Below are 24,602 nucleotides of genomic sequence, written 5' to 3'. Positions count from 1 at the left end.
CATCACGCCGTCCAGTAGGCGGTGCTCGGCACCGCGGTGGTGACGCCGGACAGCTCGGACTCGATCTGCCGGCCGATACTGCGCAGTTCCCTCCGAAGCGTCGTGCGGATGGCACGGTCCCCGAAGCCCCGGGCGACACGGTCCGCGACGACGTTGTGCAGATGGGCGTCGAGACGGCCGAGGAACCGGTTGCTGTGCGTGAAGTTGTGCGGTCGCGGATGCCCCAGCGGGATGCCGTTCGCCGCGTCGTTGATGTCGACCTTGTACTTGGCCAGGAGTGACCGCATCCGCGGGCCGCCGCCGCGCGAGAACCCGGAGGGGACGATGTGGGCGGCCGCCTGGCCGGGTCCCACCGCGCGGCCCTCCTTCGCCATGTTCTCGCCGAGGATCTTGGAGCACTGCTTCAGGCCCAGATAGTCGGACCACAGCAGCGGGTTGACGACGTAGCGGCGCGGGTTGGGCCCGGCGTCCATGCCCAGCGGATCGGGGCTGAGGTAGACGGCCGAAGCCGGGTCGTAGTACCGGAAGCAGTTGTGGTGCAGCCCCGTCTCGGCGTCCTGGTACTGGCCGGGGAAGCGCAGCGGGGTGGACGCGCCGGATCCCGGCGCTGTGTCCGCCCCCGGGTCGGGGAAGGTGCCCAGGCCCCACAGCGTGGTGTCGCCGCGCCAGACGATCACGCCGGTCTCGTCGACGAGTTCGGTCGGGGTGCCGACCAGGTCCGTGACGATGGCGAAGAACCGTTCGTCGACGACGTCCTGGGACGCGCCGGACAAGGTCGTGCGCTCCGTCTGGGTCAAGGGCCGGGTGTCGTCGCGTTCCCAGGTGAGCGTCGTCTCGCGGTCGGCTCCCCCGTCCGTGCCGTTCACCCGGCCGGTCTGCTCGACGAGGTGCGGGCCGTCCCACACGAAGCGCGTCTCCTCGGCGACCGTGACCCCGTCCGCCGCGAGCCGCCGCTTGGCCACCCGGCGGCCGAGCGCGTCGTGGAGGTAGCGCCAGCGCGTGCCGTCCGGGGTGGTGACGCCGACGAGCCGGTCCTCGGCGTCCCAGGAGTAGCGCCAGATGTCCGGCTTGCGCGACAGCCTGGTGCGGCGGCGCAGGATCACGCGGCCAGCGTCGTCGTACTCGAAGTGGACGGAACCGGCACCGACAAGGCGGTTGCCCGTGTAGGCGCGCGCCCCCCGCGCCTCGGGCTGGTCGCGGTACCCGGGCCAGTCCGCGCTCGTCACGTTGCCCGTCCCGTCGTAGGCGTACGACTCGCTCCAGTCGGCGGCGCGCACGGCGGTGACCTGGCCCAGGACGTCGAGGTCGAAGGTGCGCCGGCCGGCGGCCGGGTCGTCGACCCCGGTCAGGTTCCCGTCCGCGCGGTAGGTGTACGTCCGGCGGGCCAACCGACGGGAGGAGCGGGTGTCCTCCAGTGTCTGGGAGCCGAGGCGGTCCCCGGCGTCCCATGCGAAACCGAGGGTGAGTCCCTGCCCGAACGCCCGCGCCGTCTCGCGTCCCGCGGCGTCGTACGAGGAGGTGAGGACGTGACCCGTGGCGCTGAGCGCCGTACGGTTCCCCGCGGCGTCGTAGGTGTACGTCGTCGTGGCACCGGCCGGTGTGACGCGGCGGACCGGCCGCCCCGCGGCGTCGTACGACGTGGCGAGCTCCCGTCCGTCCACCGCCTCTCCGGCGATGCGCCCGGCCTCGTCGTAGCGGAGCGTCAGGGTGGCGTCGGGGCTCACGGCGCGCAGCAGACGGCCGCCGGGCGCGTGCGTGAACACCGTGATCCGGCCGTCCACGGTCTTCTCGACCTGGTTGCCCACCGCGTCGTAGGCGAAGGCGGTGCTCTGCCCCAGCGGGTTCGTCCGGCCGGTGAGCCGGCGCGCGGCGTCGTAGGCGTAGCGGACGGTCCGCCCGTCGAAGTCGGTCTCGGACGTCGGGCTGCCCACCGCGTCGTAGGTGTAGTCCCAGGTCAGCCCCCGCGGATCGGTGACCTGGCAGAGGCGCAGCTCGCTGTCGTGACGGAACGAGTACCGCGCGCCGTCGGGGGTCGTGCGCGCCGTCAGCAGATCGAAGGCGCCGTACTCGAACCGGGTGACCCGGCCCAGCGCGTCGGTGTGCGTGAGCCGGTTCCCCTCGCCGTCGTACGTCCACGCCTCGGTCGCACCGTCCGGGCCCGTCCGGGCGGCGAGGTGTCCCTCCACGGTCCATTCCTGGCGGGTCACCTCCCCGAGGGGGTCGATGACGGCGCTGACCCGCCCGAGGGCGTCGTACCCGAACCGGGTCTCCGCCCCGAGGGCGTCGGTCGCGGAGACGATCTGGCCCGCGGGGTTGTTGACGAACCGCTGGACGGCCCCGAGCGGATCGGTCACGGAGGTGACGGCGCCGGTGCGGTCCCGGGTGAACTCCGTTGTGGTCCCGTCGGTGTCGGTGAGCGACGTGCAGTTGCCCCGCTCGTCCCACTGCTGTCGTACGACCGTGCCGTCGTATCCCGTGAGCTCGACGGTCAGGCCCAGCGCGTTGTAACGGGCCGCGGAAACCGTCCCGTCGGGCAGCCTGACCTCGGAGAGACGGCCGAGGTCGTCCCACTCCATACGCGTGACCTGCCCCACCTGGTCGGTCCGCGAGGTCGGTTGGTCGCGTCGGTTCCATTCGTGGAACACGGTGTGGCCCAGCGCGTCGGTCTCGGCGACCAGTTGGTAGGCGTCGTTGAACTGATAGGTGGTGGTGTGTCCGAGGGAGCTGAGGGCGTGGGTCAGGTGCCTCTCGTCGTCGTAGTCGAAGGTGTAGTCGAGGATTCCGTGCACACCGTTGACGGCGACACAGCGGCCCGCCTCGTCGTACGTGTACCGGTACCAGGCTCCGTTGCGGTCCTCCCAGCCGGTGAGACGGCCGCGGTCGTCGTAGGCCAGCTTCAGGGGCCGGCCCGAGGAGTTGCGGACCTCGGTGAGACGGCCGTGCGTGTCGTAGCCGTACGTCATCAGGGTCGGCCGCGCGGGGTCGCTGAGCAGGGTGAGGCTCACGATCCGCCCCGACGCGCAGGTCACGCCGACGCGATAGCCGCCCTGGTGGACGATCTCGGCCGGGCTGCCGTCGGCGGCGTACTCGACGGTGATCGTGTTGTCGTTCCGGTCACTGATCACGGCGAGCGGCAGTTCCTGCGACGGGCGGCCCCTCAGGGGCCGGAAGCTCAGCGTGCGGCCCGTCTCCGGCAGGCTGACCGTGAGGGTTCCTCCGGGGCCGCCGTCCCAGCTCAACGGCCAGTGCGGACCCTCCACAGGCAGGACGGGCACGTCCGGTTCGGGCACGGGGTAGGTGAGGATCATGCCGTCGGCGGCGAAGAACCGCACGCCCGTGGCGTCGAGGACCAGTCGCTGGTCGATCGTGGAGGTCCAGGCCCGCCCGAAGTGGCGGCCGGCGTTCAGGCCGGTGCGGTGGTGGCGTTCCAGCACCAGGGGCAGTACGCCGTCCAGCGCCACGTCCGTCTCGGACATCACCATCTGGCCCGTCGCCATGTCGATGGGGTCGCCGCAGGTGAAGAGCTTCTTCATCGGACGGCCCAGGGAGCGTGCGCTCTTGCCGAACCCCTTGGCCCCCAAGGCCAGGCCCTTGAGCCCGGTCTTGCCGAGGCCCTTCAGACCCTTGAGGCCCTTGGCGAGCTTGCCCAGGCTGGTGAGGCCCTTGCCGCCGGGTATGCAGTCCAGGGCGGCGAAGGCCACGTCCCAGAGGGACGCTTGGCCCTTCGCGTATTTGTTGAGGGTGTCGGCGAGGACGACCAGCGCGGCGATCAGCACGATCGCGCCGAGGATCGGCCCCCCGATGATCATCGCGATGATCCCCACCACCGCCACCACGACCTTGCACACCGCGACGATGGTGTCCCAGTTGTCGGAGAACCAGTCCCCGACCTCCTCCCACCACTTCCGATTGTGAATCCCCGCGTCCGACGCCTCATCGATCTTCGACTTCGCGTCCCGCGCCGCCTCCTCCCGCATCCTGCGGGCATCCGCGGCCATCTTCTTCGCCGCGTCCAACGCACCATTCGCATCCGTCACGTCCGACTGGGCGCTGCTCTGAGCCGACTGCGCGTGCTGCGCGTCCCTGGTGGCGGCACGGACCTTCGCCTCGTCCGGCTTCTCCGCGTCCTTGCTACCGGTCGGATCGTCCTTGTACTTGTCCGCTTCCCTGGTGGCCCGCGTCACCCACGAATCAGCCGACGACAGACGAGACTTCGCGGACGTCAGATCGGCCTGAGCCTCCCGCCCCTTGGCGAGTGCCTTGTCCGCCAGCGCCTGCGCCCGCTCCAGCTTCGGCCAGTAGTCCCCGAGCGCGTCCCCCGCCATCTCGTACGACTTCTTCAGCTTCTTCAACTGCTTGGGCACACCCGAGAACTCGGACTGGAACGCCTCCGCCGACTTCCCCGCCCACTGCAAAACGGCGTCCTCGTCCGCCATCCCCTTGATCAGCCGCAACGCATCCGACACGTCATCCGCGAAACCGAGCAGATCCTTCGACAGCTTCCGCACCCGGTCCGGATCACCCGGCGTCGGATCCCGCTCCAGATCCAGCACATGCCAGTCACCCGGCCGATTCCCCGCCATGCCGCAACCCCCGTCACGCCCACATCAACAACACCCGTACACACAAGCGAAGTTACTGGAGACGTCAGGGGGTGAGAAAGGGCAGCGGTCGCGGGAAGCCGCCGGGACGCGAAGTTCCCGTCCGTTTACCGGTCCGCGAAGCGGAACGTGGAGGTGACGGCGTCGAAGACGTCGAAGAAGGAGTCGGCGAGGTCGAGGACCTGGCTGCTGCCGGCCACCAGGGCGACCTTGCCGGCCTGGCCGGGCACCGGGATGAACGTCTGCATGAGCACGGCCCGGATCGTGCGCTGGAGGCTGTCGTCCGGGACGACGATGTCCTCGATGCCGTACGTCCGCGCGGCGGGACCGACGCCGGGTATCTCGACGGTGGTCACCTTGCGCCAGGCGTCGCCCTCCTTCTTCGCCTCCCGCACGGCGAGTTGTGCCGCGATGGCCTGCGGGTCCGTGGGAAGGGGCTCACCGTTCTGCGCCCGGCCGCCGACGATCGAGACGGTGACCGAGCCGGTGATCGGGGTGTCCCCGCCGAACGACTCCGCCATGCAGCCGCAGTAGAGGGCACCGGACTTCCAGGCGTCGGCGCTGGCCTTGCGCAGGAAGCCGATGTAGGTGTCGCGGTACCGCGCCAACTCCGGCTGTGCGTCGATCCGCTCGCTCACCATCCGCCGGATCGAGTCGTCCCGCGACTCCGGCCGCACGTCGAACTCCCACCACGATTCCGGCACCTTGATCCGGAATCCGCCGCGCTCGACGGTGAGAGTCTCGATGTAGCGGTCCATGGCGCCCCCGGGTGCGTCGTTCGTCTTCTGCCTTCTCTGCGCGAACCGGCCTGTGTGTTCGACCTGTTCGACTCGGGTCAGCGTACGAGGTGCGGTGGAGGCGGGGACAACACCCGGGGGACGAAGGAGCCGGCCACTCACGGGGCGCCTCATGTGAAGGTGTCGAACGCAAACCCTGGGTGGGACGTGGAAGCGGGTCCGTCTCCGCTCGAGCGGATGTGTCCCGGACCACGATCAGGCCACCACGGACCGCCACTTCACCCCGGAACGCCCCCGTATGCCCGCGTCCAACTCGGGGATTCCGCCTGGCGAAACCAAGAGCCCCATGGATACCGTCATTGCCCTTGACCGACTTCGCTCGACCGATGTCCTACGGGGAGTTCACCGTGAAGCGCCGCACTTTGCCCGTTGCTACCGCGTCGGCCGTGACAACAGCCCTGCTGCTGACGGCCTGCGGCGGCGGGGACGGCTCCCCGAAGGCGACGGACAGGACCGCGGAATCGGACCGCGCCGGCACGGCTGCGGCCTCCCCGCCCATGAGCGCACCGACCGACGCCGACCGGCCGGACATCACCCTCCCGAGCGACGTGAAGGACGAGTTCGAGGGCTGGAAGACAGGGGACGCGACGAAGAACGCGATCCTGGCGGACGCGGGGCGCGCGCAGACGGCCACCAACCACGCCATCATCAAGTCGAATCCCGATGACCCGGCCCTCGCCTTCTACCGGCAGGGCGACGCCCTCGTCGGCGGCGCTCGGTGGGTCAAGTCCTTCGTGGACGCCGGAATCACGTACACCGGCACCGTTCGGTACTTCCGTCCCAGCGTGACGCTCCACGGAACGACATCCGCGGGGGTCACGTTCTGCACGGACGAGAGCAAGGCGTTCAACAAGGACGTGAAGACGAAGAAGGTCGACAGAACTCCGGGGACCAAGAACTCCTTCGTCTACTACAACACTCACCTGAAGAGGGCCGAGAACGGCGTCTGGCAGACGACGCAGCTCGTCTCCGAACGGGGCAGCGCCAAGTGCACGCGCTGAGGCCCAAGGGCCGGACACTCACCGTCGGTGCCCTGGCGGCGACCTGCGTGCGGTCGCCCGGCCCGCCATCGCCGCTCGCGGCACCGGCACCGTCAAGGAGCTCCAGGCCGTCAAGCGGTGGCCTGTCGAAAGCACCCTCGCGAGATAGCCGGCGAACACGCGCCGCGTCGGCCGAACGCCCGGTCGACCGCGCCAGACGCACTCCCAACGTGCACTGCACGATGCCGCCATTCCCCCTGCTCGAGTTCACTCAACCGATGTCCCACGGGAGCCCACTGTGAAGCGCCGCACTTTGCCCGTCGCCACCGCGTTCGCCGCGACAGCAACCCTGCTGCTGACGGCCTGCGGCGGCGGGGACGACTCCCCGAAGGCGAACGACAAGATCGCGGGCGCGGATCAGGGAAGCACGGGTTCGGCCTCCCCCAGTACAAGCGCCTCGGACAAGGCCGACCGGCCGGACCTCACCCTCCCGAAGGACCTCAGCGACAAGTTCGAGAACTGGAGTACCGGCAACGCCGCCAAGGACGCGGTTCTCGCGGATGTCGGGCGCAGGGTCGATGCGACCAACTACGCCATCGCCGAAGGCAACGCCGAACTGCCGGCTCTCGGCTTCTACTACAGCGGCACCGCCCTGGCCGATGCCCGGGACTGGGTCACGTCCATCGCGAAGGACGGCTACTCGATCACCGGCGTGAACCGTTACTACAACGCCAAGATCGACCTCATCGGCTCCGCCTCGGCGGGGGTCGTGTACTGCGAGGACCAGTCCAAGGCCTTCGCCAAGGGCAGGAAGACGGGCAAGGTCATCAAGACGGCCGTCACCTCCAAGTCCTACGTCCTCTACACGACGCGACTCGAGAAGAACGGCAAGGGCGTCTGGCAGACGACGAAGCTCACCTCACAGAGGGCCGACAAGTCGTGCACTCCTTAGCCACGCCGGGCCGAATTCTTGTCACCGGAGCCACGGTCGACCGCCCGGAAACCGCCCTCGAGCGGCAACTCGCGACGACGCACCGCCTCGGCTGAACGCCCAGGCGAGCAACCGGACCCGCATTCAGCATGCACCACACCAACGCCGTCATTTTCCTTGATGGAGTTCACTCAACCGATGCCCCACGGGAGCCCACTGTGAAGCGCCGCACCTTGCCCGTTGCCACCGCGTTCGCCGCGACAGCAGCCCTGCTGCTGACGGCCTGCGGCGGCGGGGGCGACTCCCCGAAGGCGAACGACAAGATCGCGGGCGCGGACCAGGGAAGCACACGCTCGACCGCCCCCAGCGCGAGTCCTTCCGGCAACGCCGACCGACCGGACATCACCCTCCCGAGCGACGTGAAGGACGAGTTCGACGGGTGGAAGACGGGAGACGCGACGAAGGACGCGATCCTGGCGGACGCGGGGCGGGCCCAGACGGCGATGAACGACGCCATCATCAAGGGCACCTCGGACACCCCTGGCCTGGCCTTCTACTACAAGGGCAAGGCTCTGACGTCCTCCGTCAAGTGGGTCCAGAAGTGGCTGGACGTCGGAATCACGTACACGGGAACCACGCGGTACTACAGCCCCAAGGTCGAGATCTTCGACAGCAAGTCCGCCGGTGTCTCGTACTGCGCCGATGAGACCAAGGCGTACAACAAGGACCGGAAGACCAAGAAGGTCGACAGGACACCCGCCGGGAACGACGCCTACGTTCTGTACAACACGCGCCTGGAGAAGACCGCCGAGGGCGTGTGGCAGACCTCCGACGGCACGTCCGTACGGGGGAGCAAGACGTGCGTACGGTGACAGGGCACCGCACAGCCGTCACGGGCGGAGCGCTCGTGATCCCCTGCACGCTGGCCTGGTCGGCAACGGCCTTCGCGAGGGCTCTCGACAGCGCCCGAGCCCGGCCTCAGATCCAGCGCAAAGAGTGAGCCATGGCATCGCACAAGTCCCCCATCGGGCTGTCGGTGCCACTCAGTGGCATGGAGAACGCCAGGTGCAGGTAGCCGACACCGCCGGGCATGCACACGTGGTAGTCCATGGCCGTCCGTGTGATCGCTCGGACCGTCCCGCCCGCAGGCAGTACCCGGACATCCACCTCGGCATCGGAATCCATCCGTCGGGTCAGCTCCGAGGCGAAGTCGTCCGGCGTCGGCGCCAGTCCGCGAGGCGTCATGACCAACGAGATCAGGAGCGAGGCGGGGAGTGCCGAACCGGGCGACTCTGTCTTCAGGAAGAACTCCAGACCGCCCTGAGCAAGGCTGCCCTCGGCGGTGTTGCGGAGCGTTGCCCACACGTTTCGGGCAACCTCCGCGGGGACTCGGCTTCCCTCCGACTCCTTGTCCACGAAGGTCTTCAACTGGCGACGCCAACGCTCGTGCGTGAGATCGACACGGAACCAGTCCCGGGGTACGAGGAGCCGGTAGTCCGAAGGCGCCTGATCGGTGACGCTCACCGACCGGTCCCCGCGGTGATCAGCGGCGAGCCGTCGGCCGTGAAGAGGCGGATGCTGCTGACCGTGTTGCCGAACATGGTGGAGAACAGGTCCCAGCCCTCCATCGTGGGGGTGGACATCTCCATGGCGACCGTCGTGCCGTTCGGGAGGGGCACGTAGACACGGATGTATCCGGTCGGAAAGGCAAGGCTGTGACCCGACTCGGTCAGCTCACCTGTGAGTTTCGATTCCCGCGTTCCGATGCACACCGCGGCGGGTCCACAGGGGAGTTCCACCTCGGACACGTCCGCTCCGTCGAGCCGGCGGAACGTGGACGCGATCTCCCTCACCACAGCCTGGACACCCCCGTCAACCTCCGGGCTGTCCATCAGGGACGCGAATACCGTCGCGGTGCAGGGGGTCTCGTCGACGGCCGTCACGCAGATCCCTGCGTACTCGACGCCTGCGGCCAGCAGGTCGTCGAATCCGAGTGCGCAGATGACCGCGAACCTCGTCCTGTCGTCGTCCGCCGCGTCCGGGAGCGCCTTGTCGGCGAGTTCCTCCAAGAGTCGTACGGCCTCGTCGTCGTCCGTCTCATGGACCGGGATGTCATGGAAGATCTCCGGCATCACCCAACGGACGTGGATGTCGTCGGCACGCAGCGCGGGCGGCGCGGGGTGCGTCGGTATGAACGCCGACAACTCGATGTCGGTGGTCATGGAGCCTGTTCCTTCTCCGGGACGGGACGCTCAGGGGCATCGGGGTAGAACGTTCGCGACGTCGCGTACATCCCGTAGTACGGGTACAGGCGCGGAACGTCGGCACCGCCCTGGCGCGCGATCGCGGCGATCTTGCGATACAGGCGGGCCCTGCACCGTACGTTCCTGTCGGTCGGGTCAAGCAGGCTCCGGCGCCGCACCAGATAGGTCCCCACCAGCGACGAGCAGACGATCAGCGCGTCGAGCACGATGAACGCGATCTGGAACTGGCGGGACTTGCCGGAGGCGACCAAGTCCCAGAAGGGCCAGGCCCCGAGTCCGAATACAAAGAGCGGAATCGCGGCGAGACAGCCGAGAACACTGGCTTTCTCCGTGTCCTGGCGTCGCTGGAACAGCATCCAGTGGACGGCCCGGTCATCGAGAAAATCGAAGCGCACCTCTCGTCCGAACCGCTCGGCCGCAGCCTTGGCAGCGGGCACGGCAGCGATGACCTCCGAAGGGACCATGTCATGCACGGTCCCCCGGTCGTCGACGAATTGCCCGGGGCTGAGGGCGTGATAGTCACCCACGTGAATTCTCCCTATCCAGTAGGCGCCAGTGCAGCATGAAACGAAGTCGGGGAAGGGCTTGGCTGCGGAGCCGGCGACGGAGTTCCGGACGGGCCCGAAGGTCTGCGGCTCAGGTCCGGTGCGGGGGTGGGCCGCGTGTCACCTGGCGGCGGGCTCACAGGGTGCGTCGTGTCGTCCGCCCCGAACCTGCCGCGGAGCCGAATCAAACTCTGCACATACGCGTTGCCGAACGCGGCGCCCTTGATGAAGCGAGTGACGCCCTCGGGATCGAACCCGTTCGCGGGCAACTTCACCTTGGTGATGCCCTTCTTGGCCAGGTATTTGGAAGCGAGGCCGACCCCCCGGTTGATGCTCTTCACGGCGAAGCCGTTGGTGAAGCCCGCCCAGACGGCCTCCTGAGCGACGAGGAGCCGCGAGCCCTTGGCCGCCGCCGACAATCCCTTCACCGCGCCGAGGCCCGGGATGATCCCGAGGACATCAAACGTGATCTTCAGCCAGTCGAACTTCCCGCCCCGGGCGAAGACGTCGTACAACCGGCCCGACAGAGCCGTGGCGCTGGCCGCGGAAGCCAGCGCGACAAGAACGATGGCGAGCGTGCCGCCGGACAGGACGACTGCCGCGATCAGCGCCGCCACCGCCAGAACCGTGGCGGCGGTCGAGATCCAGTCCGCGTGGTCCGCGATCCAGTTCATGATGCCGCCAGGGTCATGCACCCCATCGTGATGAATCACGTTCTTGATCCGGTGGGCGGCCCGCTTCGCCGCATCGTCACGGATCTCCTTGGCGGACTCGATCTTGCTACGCGCCACCGCCATGAGATGCGCGGCGTCGTCCCGCTTCTTCTCCTGCTTCGTGCGCTCGACATGGTCGTCCTGGGACGGAACGGTGCCGGTGTACGGCTCCAGCACCTTGAGGGCCGCCTTGTGATCGACCTCCGCGGCGCGGAAATCGTCCAGGGCCCCGTCCGCCATGCGCTGGGCGCGGTGCAGTTCGCCGGCGTACTCGTCCGACTCACCGTCCCTGACCTGGGTTCCAAGTGCTTTCGAAGCCTCGTCGTAGCGGTCGTACGCCTGCTTCAGCCGCCCCGCCGTGTCGCCCGCGGTCTCGTGGAAGGCTCGGCCCGCGTCACTGTCCCAGCCGTCGACGGAAGCCAGCGCCCGAATGTTCCGGGCCTGCTTGTCGATCTCCTCGGCCATGCCGCGCAGCTTCTTGCCGAGCCGTGCCACCTCGTGCGGATCACCAGGCACGGGATCGGAGTCGTACATCGGCGTCCAGTCCCTGGGACGGGCTGTCACGGCTTCCCCTTCTGATCGCTCTTCTTGGCGTTCCTGAGCGCCTCCGCGAGCTGATGATCGATGTCCTCGTACGCCTTGGCCGCCTCGGCGGTGTACTTGGCCAGGTTCTCGATGTCCTTCATCAGCTTCTTGCGGTTCTTCTTCCAGGTGTCCGAGAAGTCGTCGAACACGACCCGGAGCCTGTCGCTGCCCAGGTCGTCGCCATAGCCGTCGGCGGGATTGCCGTGTTGGTCGAACTCACGGTGAATACGGTAGAGCGAGTCCGAGCAATCCTTGATCAGATCGAGGTCGTATCGGGTCCTGTCCGCCACGGTTTTCAGACTTCCTGCTCAGCAGTCGCTCGGTCTCCATCACTGCGAAGCGGACCGGACACGGGCGCGACCGGGCGCTGGCGCGCCCCGTCGCCCCGGTGCGGTCCGCGAGGTCCGGCTGTCAGCCCTTGACACCCTTCGCCAGCTGATCATCCAGGTCCTCATACGCCTTCGCCGCGTCCTCGAGGAACTTGGCCATCCCCTTGAGGCCCTCAAGGGTGTCCTTCATTCCCTTGGTGAACTCCTTGAAGGAGTCGTCGAAGGCCTGGGAGCCCTTGGACGTCGTGTAGCCGTCCGCGACGAGGCCGTCGATGTAGCTGTCGAGGCCGTGGAGCTTGTCCTCCATCTTCTCCTTCTCGTGGCCGAGTCGCTTCGCAGCGTGCCGCATCTTCTCGTAAGTGATGTCCGCGTCTTTGCCGCCGGCCATGTGGCGTCCTCCATGCTTCAACTCGCCCCAGGGCCAACCCCCGTGGCTCCCGATGCGGATGGTGCGATCGTCCGCATTGAGCATGCAGCTTACTTACGGCGCTTGCAGGCGCACACCCCGGTTGTGTCACGAGCGCGCACCAAGGGCCGTTCGCGGCCCGGGTCTTCGTCGTTCTCTCACAAGGGCCGTTGCCTGCGGGAAGCGGTGAGCGGATAGGCTCGAGAGCACTGTGGCCCGCGTTCCGGAAGCGGCCTTCGGTGTCTGGGGGAGGACGAGCGTGCGGCTGACTCTGACCGTCGTCGACCCGCTCGGCGGGGCCACCGCCGATGTGGTTCTCGACGCGGATCCCGAGTCCTCGGTGGGGGACATCGCCAAAGAGCTCGCGGCACACGTCGGTCACGGCGGCGGTGCGCAGATCATCCCCATCGGCCATCACCAGGGGGCCGCGGGCGGCGGCGCGCCGGTCGCGTACGTGGACGGACATCCCGTCGATCCGGCCGCGACCATCGCCACCTCGCCGCTGCGCGAGGGCGCGGTCGTGAGCCTGCACGACCCGGCCGGCTGTCTGCCCGGCGAGCCCACCGGGCTGGTCGAACTGCGGGTGGCGGGCGGTCCGTCTGCGGGTGCCGTGCACCGGCTCGGGATCGGCCGGTACGACATCGGCGCCGGGGCGGCCTCGTACATCCGGATCGACGATCCCGAACTTCCGCAAAGGGCGCTGACGTTGTCAGTCGCAACGGACGGAACCTGCGGCGTCACCGTGCACGGGGAGAAGAAGGGCGTCACCCTCGACGGCGAGCCCGTCGAGGAGCGCGAGAACGACGGCTGGCCCCTCGGCGGCCAGGTCGCGGTCGGCAACACCCTTCTCCAGCTCGACCGTTACACCCAGCCGGACGCCGCCCTGAAGTGGTCCGACGACGGCGCCGGCCTCGACTACAACCGGCCCCCGCGGCTGCACCCGCCCGAGCGGGAGACGAAGTTCCGGCTGCCGAACCCGGTACGGGACTACGAGGCCCGGCCGCTGCCCTGGCTGATGGCGCTGACACCGCTGGTCAGCGCGGTCGTCATGGTCCTGGTCTTCGGGCGCTGGTACTACATGATCATGGCCCTGCTGAGCCCGCTGATCATGCTCGGCAACTACTTCATGGACAAGAAGCAGGGCCGCAAGTCCCACGCCAAGCAGGTCAAGGAGTACAACGAGCACAAGGCCCGGATCGAGAAGGACGCCCAGGAGGCGCTGCTCGCCGAACGGCTCGACCGGCGCCGCGCGATCCCCGATCCGGCGACCGTGCTGTCGCTGGGCACCGGCCCGCGCACCCGGCTGTGGGAGCGGCGCCGCACCGACGCCGACCATCTGCTGCTGCGCGTCGGCACCGGCCAACTCCCCTCCGAGGTCGTGCTCGACGACCCCGAGCAGGACGACCACAAGCGCCAGGTCACCTGGACCATCGAGGACGCACCGGTCTCCCTCCCGCTCGCGGAACGCGGTGTCGTCGGCATCGCCGGACCCGGTGACTCGGCCCAGGCGCTGGGCCGTTGGGCCGTCGCGCAGACCGCGGTGCTGCACAGCCCGCTGGACGTCCAGTTCTACGTCCTGACGGAGAGCAGCGGCCAGGAGAGCTGGGACTGGGTGCGCTGGCTCCCGCACAGCAGGCCCGCCGGCGCCCAGGACGCCAACGTGCTCATCGGCACGGACGCCGAGACGGTCGGCGCCCGGATCGGCGAGCTGACCCAGCTCCTCGACGCCCGCCAGAAGGCCGCCAAGCAGAACGGCAACAAGGCCTCGTTCAGCGATCCGGACATCGTCGTCGTGTGGGACGGCTCCCGCCGGCTGCGGTCCATGCCGGGCGTGGTGCGGCTGCTCCGCGAGGGCCCGGCCATGTCCATGTACGCGATCTGCCTGGACGCCGAGGAGCGGTTCCTGCCCGGCGAGTGCCAGGCCATCGTCATCGCGGAGCCGAGGCCCGAGGAGCACACGGACGCGCAGGCGCCCGTGCGGACCGCGCCGGCCGCGCCCGGCGGCTTCCCCTCCTTCCACGCCTGGCACGCCACCGCGACCGACGACTCCGCCACCGGCACCTCGAAGGCCCTCGAACTGCGGCTGCGGGTGCAGCAGACGGGCGTCGCCCGCGTACGGGACGTACGGCCCGACTTCGTGTCGGCCGCCTGGTGCTCCCGGCTCGCCCGCGCCCTGTCCGCCCTGCGCGACATCAGCGGCGAGACCGAGGACTCGGCCCTGCCGGGCGCCAGCCGGCTGCTCGACGTCCTCCAACTGGAGCCCCCGACCGGGGCCGCGATCAGCGCGCGCTGGCGGATGGGCGGGCAGTCGACGACGGCGGTCATCGGTGAGTCGTACGACGGTCCGTTCGGCATCGACATGCGGCGCGACGGCCCGCACGGTCTGATCGCCGGCACGACGGGCTCCGGAAAGTCGGAACTGCTCCAGACGATCGTGGCGTCGCTGGCCGTGGCCAACACCCCCGAGAACATGACGTTCGTCCTCGTCGACTACAAGGGCGGCTCGGCGTTCAAGGACTGCGTCCAGCTCCCGCACACCGTCGGCATGGTGACCGACCTCGACGCCCATCTCGTCGAGCGGGCGCTGGAATCGCTCGGTGCGGAGCTCAAGCGGCGCGAGCACATCCTGGCCGCCGCCGACGCCAAGGACATCGAGGACTACCAGGACCTCGTACGCCGTGACCCCTCGCACGCGCCCGTGCCCCGGCTCCTCATCGTCATCGACGAGTTCGCCTCCATGGTGCGCGACCTGCCCGACTTCGTGACGGGCCTGGTCAACATCGCCCAGCGAGGACGTTCGCTCGGCATCCACCTGCTGCTGGCCACCCAGCGGCCGAGCGGTGTCGTGTCCCCCGAGATCCGCGCCAACACCAACCTGCGGATAGCGCTGCGCGTCACCGACGGAGGCGAGTCGAGCGACGTCATCGACTCCCCCGAGGCCGGGCACATCTCCAAGAGCACACCGGGACGCGCGTACGTCCGTCTCGGGCACGCCTCGCTCGTACCGTTCCAGTCGGGCCGCGTCGGTGGCCGCCGGCCCGGTGCCGCCGATCCGGCGGCGCTCGCGCCCTGGGCGGGCCCCCTCGACTGGTCGGACCTCGGCCGGGCCGCGCTGGTCAAGCCGAGGGCCGAGCAGCGCGAGGAGGAGGAGATCACCGACCTCAAGGTGCTGGTCGACGCGGTCCGCGAGGCCAACAGCGCCCTCGGCATCCCGCCCCAGCACAGCCCCTGGCTGCCCGCCCTCGCCGAGACGCTGCTGCTCGACGAGATCGCCGCGCCCGCGTTCTCCGGCGGTCCGGGCAGACTGCCGCCCGCCCCGTACGGCGTCGAGGACCTGCCCGCCGACCAGGCCCGCCGGCCCGTCGTGGTGGACTTCGCCTCCTTCGGGCATCTGCTCATCGGCGGCGCGCCCCGCAGCGGACGGTCGCAGATCCTGCGGACGATCGCGGGTTCGCTGGCCCGCACCCACTCAGCGGCCGACGTCCATCTGTACGGCATCGACTGCGGCAACGGCGCCCTCAACGCGCTGACCCGGCTGCCGCACTGCGGCGCCGTCGTCGGCCGCAACCAGACCGAACGCGTGGTCCGCCTCATCTCCCGCCTCAAGGGTGAACTGACCCGCAGACAGGACCTGTTGGCGGACAAGGGCTTCGCGGACATCGGCGAGCAGCGGGCCGCGTCCGGGGAGGACGAACGGCTCCCGCACATCGTGGTGCTGCTCGACCGGTGGGAGGGCTGGCTGCCGACGCTCGGCGAGTACGACCACGGCGATCTGACCGACCAGCTCACCGCGATGATGCGCGAGGGCGCGAGCGTCGGACTGCACCTGGTGATGACGGGCGACCGCCAGATCCTCTCCACCCGGATCGGCTCGCTCACCGAGGACAAGTACGCCCTGCGGCTCGCCGACCGCTCCGACTTCTCGCTGATCGGCGTCAACGCGCGCAAGATCCCCGAGGAGATCCCGCCCGGCCGCGGCTACCGCAACGAGCACGGCACCGAGACCCAGTTCGCCCTGCTCACGGAGGACTCCACCGGTCAGGGCCAGGCCGCGGCGCTCACCGCGATCGGCGAGGCCGCCGCGGCGCGGGACGCCGCACTGCCGCGCGCCCGGCGCCCGTTCCGGGTCGACGTGCTGCCCACCCGGATCGGTTTCGCCGACGCCTGGGAGATGCGCGACCCGGAGGCCTCCCGCTCCCGGCTGTGGAGCCTGGTGGGCATCGGCGGCGACGACGTCCAGGGCTTCGGCCCGGACCTCTCCCAGGGCGTGCCGACGTTCGTCGTCGCGGGCCCCGCCAAATCCGGCCGCAGTACGACGCTGATGAACATGGCCCGCTCGTACCTGGCCCAGGGCGTGCGTCTGGTCGTCGCGGCGCCCCGCCCTTCCCCGCTGCGCGAGCTGGAGGGCCAGGAGGGCGTGTTGAAGGTCTTCGACGAGGACGACATCGAGAGCGACGATCTGCGCGAGGCCATCGACTCGGCGACGCCCGAGGAACCGATCGTGGTGCTGGTCGACGACGGCGAGGTCCTGGAGGACTGTGACGCCGAGACCGTCTTCAAGCGGATCGTGCAGCGCGGCGGCGAACGCGGTCTCGGCCTGGTCATCGCCGGTGACGAGGAGGACGTGTGCAGCGGGTTCTCCGGCTGGCAGGTCGAGATGAAGAAGGGCCGCCGCGGGATCCTGCTGTCCCCGCAGGACTCCTCGGCGGGTGAGCTGATCGGCATCCGTACGAACCGCAGCATGGTCGGCGGTCCGGTCGCCCCCGGCAAGGGTCTGCTGCACCTGGGCGACGGGGAGCCGATGACGGTGACGACGCCGTTGTAGGCCGTCGGCCCGTCCGGGCAGGGCGGCGGGAGCGAGAGAGAGGGGGGCCGGTGGGCGGATCGGCGAGACCGAAGCGGCGGAGGGCCACGAAGGGCGCGCTGGGCCACGAGCACGTCCGGCGGCGGCCGTCCGCCGGACAGCAGGCACGGGAGAAGGCGTCCTGGAAGGACGCGGGCGGGGGCTGTCTGATCCTGCTGGCCGCCCTGGCCGTGATCGTCCCGTTCGCGATGGCCGCGGAGGCCTGGGGGCCGGACCTCTGGGGTGCTGCCGCTCCCGCCTCGCCCGGCGGCGGGTACGGCTTCGCGGCCGTGGTCGGTGCCGTACTGCCGCTCGGGCTCGGCGCCCTGATCGGGCCGCTTTCACGGATGAAGTGGAAGGAGAGGCCCCTGAGTTCGCTCGGCTGGGCGGTCGCCTCCCTGCCCGGTCTCGCCGCCTGTTCCTTCTGCGCGCTCGTGGTGTTCACGACCACGCGCCCGAGGTACCGCCGCGACTGGGACTCCGGGTGCTACAGCCGGGGCAACCCCTGCTGGGTGCACGTCGAGTACCCCTGGGTCTGGGCCGTCGGACTGCTCTCGACGGTGCTCGTCGCCGTCGGGCTGATCGTCGTGCTCGGCAAGAGGTCGGACTCCTCCGAGGACGGGGCCACCGGCTGAACGGCCCGCCGATCAGCCCACCTTGGTCATCCGGGCCACCGGGTCCCCCGCCTCGGCGTTGTCGGTCTCGTAGGTGAGGTCGCTGCCGACGGGCGTGAGGCGGACCTCGTGCCGGCCCTTCGTGCAGACGTCCCGGTTGGACTCCGAGGCCACGCTCGTGGCGACGAGCTGTTTCTTCGTGACCTTCTTCAGGACGAGGACGTCGTCGCAGATGCCGCCGATCTGGTCGGTCTGCCGGAACGTGCCCAACTCCTGCCCCACGGAGGCCTGGTGGACGGTGACGCGGAAGGTCCCCATGGGGAGGGTGCCGCTGAGTCCGAGGCCCTCGCCCTCCCAGGTGCCGACGTAGGAGGCGGGGACCGTGGACTGTCCGCCGCCCGGGTCGGACGCGCTGTTCGTCGGGGCCGGTTCCGGGGCGCTCGCCGTGGAGCCCGGCCGCGTGGCGCTCGCCGACGGATCCGAGCCGCCGACGCTCCGGCTCGCCGTGGCCGACGGACGCCCGCCCGCGACGTCGCTCCCCTCGTCGTCGGCGCCGCCGCCCGGCAGCAGGTCGAAGAGGAACGCGGACCCCACGGTCACCGCCGCCAGCGCTCCCGCGACGGCGAGGGCGACCGTGCAGCTCATCCTGCGGCCCTGTCCGCCGGCCCCGGGCGCCGAGGTGGCGGCCACGCTGACCGAGAGCTTGCCGGGCCGGCCGGCCGTGCGCGGGTCCGGCGTCCCCTCACGGTGTACGGCGTCCTGCGGCCCGGTGGAGACGGCGTCGCCCTGGCGCGGGACGTAGGGAGGCATCGTGGGCGGCGGCCCGAAGCCCGGCGGAGGCGGCCCGAAGCCCCCGCCCGGACCGGGCAGCCCGCCGAACCCGGCTCCCGTCCCGGCACCCGCACCCGTCCCGGCAGCAGCGCCGGCCCCCGTCCCGGCACCGACACCGGAACCAGCACCAGCACCGGTCCCGGCACCGGCCTCCACCCCTTGCCCCGCCCCGACCGACGGGCTGCTGAAGCCCAACGGCCCGGAGGGCGTGGCCTGCGCGGCCCCCGTCGCCTCGAGGTTCAGCAGTTGTACGGCACTTCGGCTCACCCGCTCGACCAGGGCGCCCGGCAGCCAGCCCGCCGACACCAGCCGGGCGGCGCCCTGCGGTGCGAGCCGGACGGCGACCTCGCCCGGGGTGGGCCGCGCCGTGGGCTCCTTGGCCAGGCAGGCCGCCACCAGCTCGCGCAACTCGCCTTCCAGGGAGTCGAGCCGAGGCTCCTCGTGCACCACTTTGTAGAGGAGGGAGGCGGAGGAGTCACCCGGGAAGGGCGGCTCGCCGGTGGCGGCGTACGCCAGGACCGCGCCGAGCGAGAACACGTCCGCGGCCCCCGTGACGCCCTTGCCGAGGATCTGCTCGGGCGACATGTAGCCCGGGGAGCCGACCGAGACGCCGGTCGAGGTCAGCGAGGCGGTGCCGTCCGTGGCCCGCGCGATGCCGAAGTCGATCAGGAGCGGGCCGTCGAGGGTGAGCAGCACGTTGGAGGGTTTGACGTCACGGTGGACGAGGCCCAGCGCGTGGACCGCGGTGAGCGCCTCGGCCAGACCCGCGCCGAGGACCCGCGCGGAATGGGCCGGGAGCGGTCCGCCGTCGGCGATCGCCTGCGTCAGGGAGGGGCCGGCCGCGTAGCCGGTGGCGACCCAGGGGACCGGCGCCTCCGGGTCCGCGTCCAGGACGGGCGCCGTCCAGGCGCCGCCCACCCGCCGCGCCGCCTCGACCTCGCGGCGGAAGCGGGCGCGGAACTCCTCGTCGAGCGCGAAGTGCGGATGCACGATCTTGACCGCGACCGTACGTCCGCCCGCGCTGCGTCCCAGATACACGCGCCCCATGCCGCCGGACCCCAGCCGGCCGAGCAGCCGGTAGGGCCCCACGGCCGTGGGTTCGTCGGCTCCGAGCGGCTGCATGGCACTCACGGTTCCCCCTCCCCCGTACACACTGCCCAGCAGCGTAGTGCCGTGCGCGCCCCCGGCCCCGAAACTACCGGGACCGGGTCGGCCGGCGTCTCACGGCTGGAGGAGCCGCACGTTCACATCCGCCGGGAACCCGGTGGTCGAACCGACCCGGCGCGCGAACTCCCGTACGGCCTCGAGCTGCGGGCCGCCGAAGCGGAAGTCGAGCGTCGTGAAGTACTGCTCCAGGACGGACTCGTCGAACTCCTCCCACCGGGCCGCCTGCTCGGCGACCTTGGAGACCTCGTCGAGGGAGAGGTCCCGGGAGGAGAGGAAGGCCTGGTGCACCTTGCGGGTGACGAGCGGCTCGCGCTCCAGGTAGTCGCGCCGGGCCGCCCACACCGCGAAGACGAACGGCAGGCCCGTCCACTCCTTCCACAGCGCGCCGAGGTCGTGCACCTGGAGCCCGTACTTCGGTCCGTCGAGCAGGTTGGCGCGCAGCGCCGCGTCACCGATGAGGACGGCGGCGTCGGCCTCCTGCATCATCAGGCTCAGATCGGGCGGGCACGTGTAGTACGAGGGGGTCACCCCGACCTTCTCGGCCAGCAGGAGCTGGGCGAGCCGCACGGAGGTGCGCGAGGTGGAGCCGAGGGCTACCCGGGCGCCGTCCAACTGGTCGAGGGGGACCTGCGAGACGATCACGCAGGACATCACGGGGCCGTCGCAGCCGACGGCGATGTCCGGAAAGGCGACGAGGTCGTCGGCGTGCTTGAGGAACTCGACGAGCGTGATGGGCCCGATGTCGAGATCACCTCGCACCAACTGCTCGCTGAGCTTCTCGGGGGTGTCCTTGGTGAGCTCGAAGTCGAGGAGCGTGCCCGTTCTCGCGAGCCCCCAGTACAGGGGCAGGCAGTTCAGGAACTGGATGTGGCCGACGCGCGGCCGGGTGCGAGAATTGTCCACATCGTGAGGCTAGACCCCGAGCGGTGGCATGCGGGCTCCAGGGTCGGCGTGTGCGGGTGGAAACCGTCGCGACGCCTCGTGTCAACGGTTGTGACACCTCGAAGTCGACGCACGTCAGACCCCTGACCCCCGCCGGGCCACCCGTCCGGATGACGTGATCTTCGCCTCTATTGCTTTCGGCTGCCTGCGTGCTAGGCTCGCCGCAAGTTGCAGTTTGGTTTCCCTTGCAGTACAGAGCCTGCGGAGCATGTGACCGCGGGCTCTCGTCGTTTTCAGACGTATGCAGTTGTTTACACAATCGCAGGTTCTGGAGCAGGGCAACCCTTTGGGCCCAAGGAGGGCTTATGGCTACCGGAACCGTGAAGTGGTTCAACGCCGAAAAGGGCTTTGGTTTCATTGCCCAGGAAGGCGGCGGCCCGGACGTCTTCGTCCACTACTCCGCGATCAACGCGAGCGGTTTCCGCTCTCTCGAAGAGAACCAGTCGGTTTCCTTCGACGTCACGCAGGGTCCGAAGGGCCCGCAGGCGGAGAACGTCACTCCGCTCTAAGCCTTCGGCTCCATGAGCCCAATGCTTTGATCCGGAACGGATAGCAGTACCCAAGGAGCCCCGCGCCAGTCGGCCGCGGGGCTCCTGCCTTTGTGCGCCCACCCGGCCCGGAGCGCGCACAAAGGGGCTATACGCCATACAGGGGCTATACGTCATACAAGGGCAATACGCCGCACAAGGGCTATACGTCGTACAGGGCCTCTATCTCCCTGCTGAAGTCCTTCTCGATCGCCGCGCGCCGCAGCTTCATGGACGGGGTGAGGTGGCCGGCCGCCTCGGTGAAGTCGACGGGCAGGACCGTGAAGCGGCGGATGGACTCGGGGCGCGAGACGAGCCGGTTGGCCTCGTTCACGGCGCGTTGCAGGATGCCCAGCAACTCCGGGTCGTCCATGACGAGTTCCGGGGGGACCGGGTGCTTGCCGTTCATCCGGCGCCAGTGGGCGATGCCCTCGGGGTCGAGGGTGATGAGGGCGGAGACGAAGGGGCGGCGGTCGCCCAGGACCATGCACTGGGCGATCAGCGGATGGGAGCGCAGCCAGTCCTGGAGGGGCGCCGGGGCGACGTTCTTGCCGCCCGCGGTGATCAGGATCTCCTTCTTGCGGCCGGTGATCGCGAGATAGCCGCCGTCGTCCAGCTCCCCGATGTCGCCGGTGGCGAACCATCCGTCCGGGGCGGCGTCGACGACACCGCCCGCGTGCGGGTCCCAGTAGCCGCGGAAGACCTGCGCCCCGCACAGCAGCACCTCCCCGTCGGCGGCGATCCGCACCCGGGTGCCCGGCAGGGGCCGGCCGACCGTGCCGAGGCGCGGCTTCTGCGGGGGCGTGACCGTCGCGGCGGCCGTGGTCTCCGTGAGCCCGTACCCCTCGAAGATCTCGATGCCGGCTCCCGCGTAGAAGGCGGCGAGCCGGCGGCCGAGCGGGGACCCGCCGCAGATGGCGTGCCGGACCCGGCCGCCGAGGGCGTTGCGGATACGGCGGTAGACCAGGGGGTCGTAGAGGGCGCGGGCGGTACGCAGGGAGCGGCTCGGACCCGGACCGGTGCCGTGCTGCCTGGCCTCGACGGCCTCGCCGTACTTCTGGGCGATCCGGGCCGCCCGGTCGAAGGACGAACCGCGGCCCATGCGTTCGGCGGTGGCGCGCCCGGTGTTGAAGACCTTCTCCAGGACGTACGGGATGGCGAGCAGGAAGGTCGGCTTGAACGAGGCCAGGTCCGCGAGGAGGTCCTCGGTCTGGAGGCTGGGCGCGTGGCCGAGCTTCACCCGCGCGCGCAGACAGGCCACGGCGACCATGCGGCCGAAGACGTGCGAGAGGGGGAGGAAGAGGAGGGTGGAGGCGGGGTCCTGGGAGCGGGCCTTGAAGATCGGGTAGAGCAGTTCGACGGCGTTGTCGACCTCGGCGAAGAAGTTGCCGTGGGTGAGGGCGCAGCCCTTCGGGCGGCCGGTGGTGCCCGAGGTGTAGATGAGGGTGGCGAGGGTGTCCGGCCCCAGCACCCCGCGCCGTACGGTCACTTCCTGGTCCGGGACGTCGCGGCCGAGTTCCGCGAGGCGCTCCACATGGCCCTTCTCGAAGACCCACATGTGCCGCAGGTCGGGGATGTGCTCGCGCTCGGGGCCGAGGGCGGCGGCCTGCGCCACGGACTCCACGGCGAGCGCGACGGCACCCGAGTCCTGGAGGATCCAGCGGGTCTGGAAGGCCGAGGAGGTCGGGTAGACCGGCACGGTGACCAGGCCGGCGGCCCAGGCGGCGAAGTCGAGGAGGGTCCATTCGTACGTCGTCCGGGCCATGATGGCGATCCGGTCGCCCGGCACCAGCCCCTCCGCGATCAGCCCCTTGGCCACCGCGTGGACCTCCTCGGCGAACCGGGCGGCGCTCACGTCGAGCCAGCCGTCGCCGTCCGGGGTCTTCCGGCTGAGGACCGGCTCCAGCGGGGCGGCGGCCGCGTTGTCGAACGGGATGTCGGCGAGGGAGCCGTGGGTGACCCGGCCCACGATCGGGGGCATCGCGACCTCGCGCACGACACCGTCCAGCCGCTTGATCTCGGGCTCCGGCAGAGGAGGGGCGGAGTCGGACGAGTAGGGGCTGGACACGGGGCGGCTCCTTGTCGGCCGGAAGGCCGGGGCGGGTGCAAGGCGTGTTCGGGCTCGGCGGAGCGCGCGGCGGCGCGAAATCTCATACGGCCCTGGGGAGTGGGGGGTTCAGGGGTCTCGGCAACCCGGTGAGACGGGGATCCTACGGCGCCGAGGTGTGGGGTTTGTGACGCTTTGCCGCAGGCGGAGTGCGGGTTACCCGGGGTAGCTGTGCCCTTGCCCGAGACCCGACTCCGCGCGTCCACAACGCGGCCGACCCCCGAATCCGGAACGCGATTCCGGGCACCCACAGCGCCACCGACCCCCGGGAGATCGCCGTACGCCATCTCGACCCCCGCCCTCCCCCTGACGTAGCCTTACCCCCGGTAACTTACTCCAGAGTCACCTCATGCCCACCCGGAAGCCGGCCAATCCCGCAGCCGCGTGAACCGCACCGCCCCGTCCGCCTGGAGACTCCGATGCGTACTCAGCCGCCCGTCCGCCCCGAGCCGCGGACGCACACCCTCGACGCCGCCCCCTCGCTCGTCCCGCTGCTGGCCCGCGGCGCCCTGCTCTCCCCCTTCAAGCGGCCCCGCCCGGACGCCCGCGTCCCCGCCACCCGGCTCCTCCTCTCCGGTGTGCGGATCGACCTCGCCCATCTCGCCGCGTACGAGCGGCTGTGCGGGTTCGCGACCGGAGCGGACGCCCTGCCGGTCACGTATCCGCACGTGCTCGCCTTTCCGCTGGCCATGCGGATCCTGGCGGGGCGCGCGTTCCCGCTTCCGCTGCTCGGGCTGGTGCACACCTCGATCGAGATCACCCGGCACCGGGAGTGCGCCGCGAACGCGGAGTACGAACTCGCGGTGCTGGTGGAAAAGTTGGCGCCGCACCGGCGGGGCACGGAGGCGACCGTGCTGACCGAGGCGCGGGTCCACGGCACGCCCGTATGGGAGTCGAGGAGCACCTACCTGGCCCGCCACAGCCCCCGGAACCCGGGCAAGGAACCCACCCGGGACCCCACCCCGGGGAACCCCCGCCCCCAGGTCCCGGCCCCGGCCCCCCGGCAGGACCCCCGGACGCTGCCCGCCCTCGCCGAGTGGCGGCTCGGGCCGGACGTCGGACGTCGCTACGGTGCCGTCTCGGGGGACCGCAACCCCATCCATCTGCACCCCCTCACCGCCCGCCTCTTCGGCTTCCCGCACGCCATCGCGCACGGGATGTGGACCGTCGCCCGCTGCCTGGCCGAGTACGGCCCGGGACAAGCGGTCGAGGTGCGGGCCGAGTTCAGGGCGCCGGTGCCGCTGCCGGGGACGGTGACGTACGCCGCGCGGGGGCCGGAGTTCGAGCTGCGCTCGGGTGGACGGATCCATCTGACCGGCGACGTACGCCCGACGCGACCGCGAGACGCGTGAACTTCGGGCGAACAGCGCATGGCGAAAGCCCCGGGCGCGGCTTCTCGCGTTCGTCAACTCGCAGGTGA

At 70.3% G+C, this 24,602-nt stretch carries 18 protein-coding genes; 7 read left to right on the top strand and 11 right to left on the bottom strand.

Features of this window, described 5'->3' with window-relative positions; genetic code table 11:
- Positions 1–2 precede the first annotated feature (2 nt).
- Together ACFRIC_RS33505 and ACFRIC_RS33500 are read right to left on the bottom strand one after the other, a co-directional pair.
- Complete coding sequence (locus ACFRIC_RS33505) at positions 3–4,583, bottom strand: DUF6531 domain-containing protein (protein ID WP_382793775.1); 4,581 nt, start codon at positions 4,581–4,583, stop codon at positions 3–5.
- 125 nt (positions 4,584–4,708) lie between these two features.
- Positions 4,709–5,359, bottom strand: a complete 651-nt coding sequence (locus ACFRIC_RS33500; RefSeq protein WP_382793772.1) for a hypothetical protein — start codon at positions 5,357–5,359, stop codon at positions 4,709–4,711.
- Positions 5,360–5,784: 425 nt separating this feature from the next.
- Here ACFRIC_RS33500 and ACFRIC_RS33495 point away from each other — a divergent pair, with 425 nt between their 5' ends.
- The 3 genes from ACFRIC_RS33495 (at position 5,785) to ACFRIC_RS33485 (ending at position 8,181) form a co-directional block, all read left to right on the top strand.
- The gene (locus ACFRIC_RS33495; RefSeq protein WP_382793770.1) at positions 5,785–6,399 is read left to right on the top strand and encodes a hypothetical protein; all 615 of its coding nucleotides are present in this window, start codon (positions 5,785–5,787) and stop codon (positions 6,397–6,399) included.
- 277 nt (positions 6,400–6,676) lie between these two features.
- Positions 6,677–7,330, top strand: a complete 654-nt coding sequence (locus tag ACFRIC_RS33490) for a hypothetical protein (protein ID WP_382793768.1) — start codon at positions 6,677–6,679, stop codon at positions 7,328–7,330.
- 197 nt (positions 7,331–7,527) lie between these two features.
- A complete protein-coding gene (locus ACFRIC_RS33485; RefSeq protein WP_382793765.1) occupies positions 7,528–8,181 on the top strand; it encodes a hypothetical protein in 654 nt (217 codons plus the stop codon).
- 106 nt (positions 8,182–8,287) lie between these two features.
- On the opposite strand, the gene ACFRIC_RS33480 is transcribed toward ACFRIC_RS33485, so the two are convergent.
- The 6 genes from ACFRIC_RS33480 to ACFRIC_RS33455 all read right to left on the bottom strand — a co-directional run bounded on the left by ACFRIC_RS33480 (position 8,288) and on the right by ACFRIC_RS33455 (position 12,133).
- Complete coding sequence (locus ACFRIC_RS33480) at positions 8,288–8,833, bottom strand: hypothetical protein (RefSeq protein ID WP_382793763.1); 546 nt, start codon at positions 8,831–8,833, stop codon at positions 8,288–8,290.
- Positions 8,830–9,531: a hypothetical protein gene (locus tag ACFRIC_RS33475; protein ID WP_382793761.1), complete on the bottom strand. Its 702-nt coding sequence runs from the start codon at positions 9,529–9,531 to the stop codon at positions 8,830–8,832. Before ACFRIC_RS33475 ends, ACFRIC_RS33480 begins: the two co-directional genes overlap by 4 nt.
- Complete coding sequence (locus tag ACFRIC_RS33470; protein WP_382793759.1) at positions 9,528–10,100, bottom strand: hypothetical protein; 573 nt, start codon at positions 10,098–10,100, stop codon at positions 9,528–9,530. Before ACFRIC_RS33470 ends, ACFRIC_RS33475 begins: the two co-directional genes overlap by 4 nt.
- 11 nt (positions 10,101–10,111) lie before the next feature.
- Positions 10,112–11,365: a putative T7SS-secreted protein gene (locus tag ACFRIC_RS33465; protein WP_382793757.1), complete on the bottom strand. Its 1,254-nt coding sequence runs from the start codon at positions 11,363–11,365 to the stop codon at positions 10,112–10,114.
- A 26-nt stretch (positions 11,366–11,391) separates the two neighbouring features.
- Positions 11,392–11,706, bottom strand: a complete 315-nt coding sequence (locus ACFRIC_RS33460; RefSeq protein WP_382793754.1) for a hypothetical protein — start codon at positions 11,704–11,706, stop codon at positions 11,392–11,394.
- A gap of 121 nt (positions 11,707–11,827) precedes the next feature.
- On the bottom strand, positions 11,828–12,133 hold the full coding sequence (locus ACFRIC_RS33455; protein WP_078943692.1) for a WXG100 family type VII secretion target: 306 nt from the start codon (positions 12,131–12,133) through the stop codon (positions 11,828–11,830).
- A 277-nt stretch (positions 12,134–12,410) separates the two neighbouring features.
- Between ACFRIC_RS33455 and ACFRIC_RS33450 the strand changes: the two genes are divergently transcribed.
- Both ACFRIC_RS33450 and ACFRIC_RS33445 read left to right on the top strand, forming a co-directional pair.
- Positions 12,411–16,976 (top strand): FtsK/SpoIIIE domain-containing protein, encoded by a 4,566-nt coding sequence (locus tag ACFRIC_RS33450; protein WP_382793751.1) that lies wholly within the window; start codon positions 12,411–12,413, stop codon positions 16,974–16,976.
- A 50-nt stretch (positions 16,977–17,026) separates the two neighbouring features.
- Positions 17,027–17,629, top strand: coding sequence for a hypothetical protein (locus tag ACFRIC_RS33445; RefSeq protein WP_382793749.1), 603 nt, complete (start codon positions 17,027–17,029; stop codon positions 17,627–17,629).
- 12 nt (positions 17,630–17,641) lie between these two features.
- On the opposite strand, the gene ACFRIC_RS33440 is transcribed toward ACFRIC_RS33445, so the two are convergent.
- Positions 17,642–19,561: a serine/threonine-protein kinase gene (locus tag ACFRIC_RS33440; protein ID WP_382794040.1), complete on the bottom strand. Its 1,920-nt coding sequence runs from the start codon at positions 19,559–19,561 to the stop codon at positions 17,642–17,644.
- Positions 19,562–19,660: 99 nt separating this feature from the next.
- Entirely contained in the window at positions 19,661–20,509 is an 849-nt protein-coding gene (locus ACFRIC_RS33435) for a menaquinone biosynthetic enzyme MqnA/MqnD family protein (RefSeq protein WP_382793747.1), read from the bottom strand.
- 344 nt (positions 20,510–20,853) lie between these two features.
- Here ACFRIC_RS33435 and ACFRIC_RS33430 point away from each other — a divergent pair, with 344 nt between their 5' ends.
- Entirely contained in the window at positions 20,854–21,057 is a 204-nt protein-coding gene (locus ACFRIC_RS33430) for a cold-shock protein (protein WP_010986243.1), read from the top strand.
- Between the two features lie 181 nt (positions 21,058–21,238).
- Here the strand turns inward: ACFRIC_RS33430 and ACFRIC_RS33425 are convergent, their stop codons facing one another.
- Complete coding sequence (locus ACFRIC_RS33425; RefSeq protein WP_382793744.1) at positions 21,239–23,143, bottom strand: AMP-dependent synthetase/ligase; 1,905 nt, start codon at positions 23,141–23,143, stop codon at positions 21,239–21,241.
- A gap of 458 nt (positions 23,144–23,601) precedes the next feature.
- Here ACFRIC_RS33425 and ACFRIC_RS33420 point away from each other — a divergent pair, with 458 nt between their 5' ends.
- Positions 23,602–24,534: a MaoC/PaaZ C-terminal domain-containing protein gene (locus tag ACFRIC_RS33420; RefSeq protein WP_382793742.1), complete on the top strand. Its 933-nt coding sequence runs from the start codon at positions 23,602–23,604 to the stop codon at positions 24,532–24,534.
- Positions 24,535–24,602: the final 68 nt, after the last annotated feature.

It is taken from the genome of Streptomyces sp. NPDC056738 (assembly GCF_042790435.1).
Lineage (GTDB): Bacteria > Actinomycetota > Actinomycetes > Streptomycetales > Streptomycetaceae > Streptomyces.
This window is presented reverse-complemented; position numbering and strand designations above follow the sequence as displayed.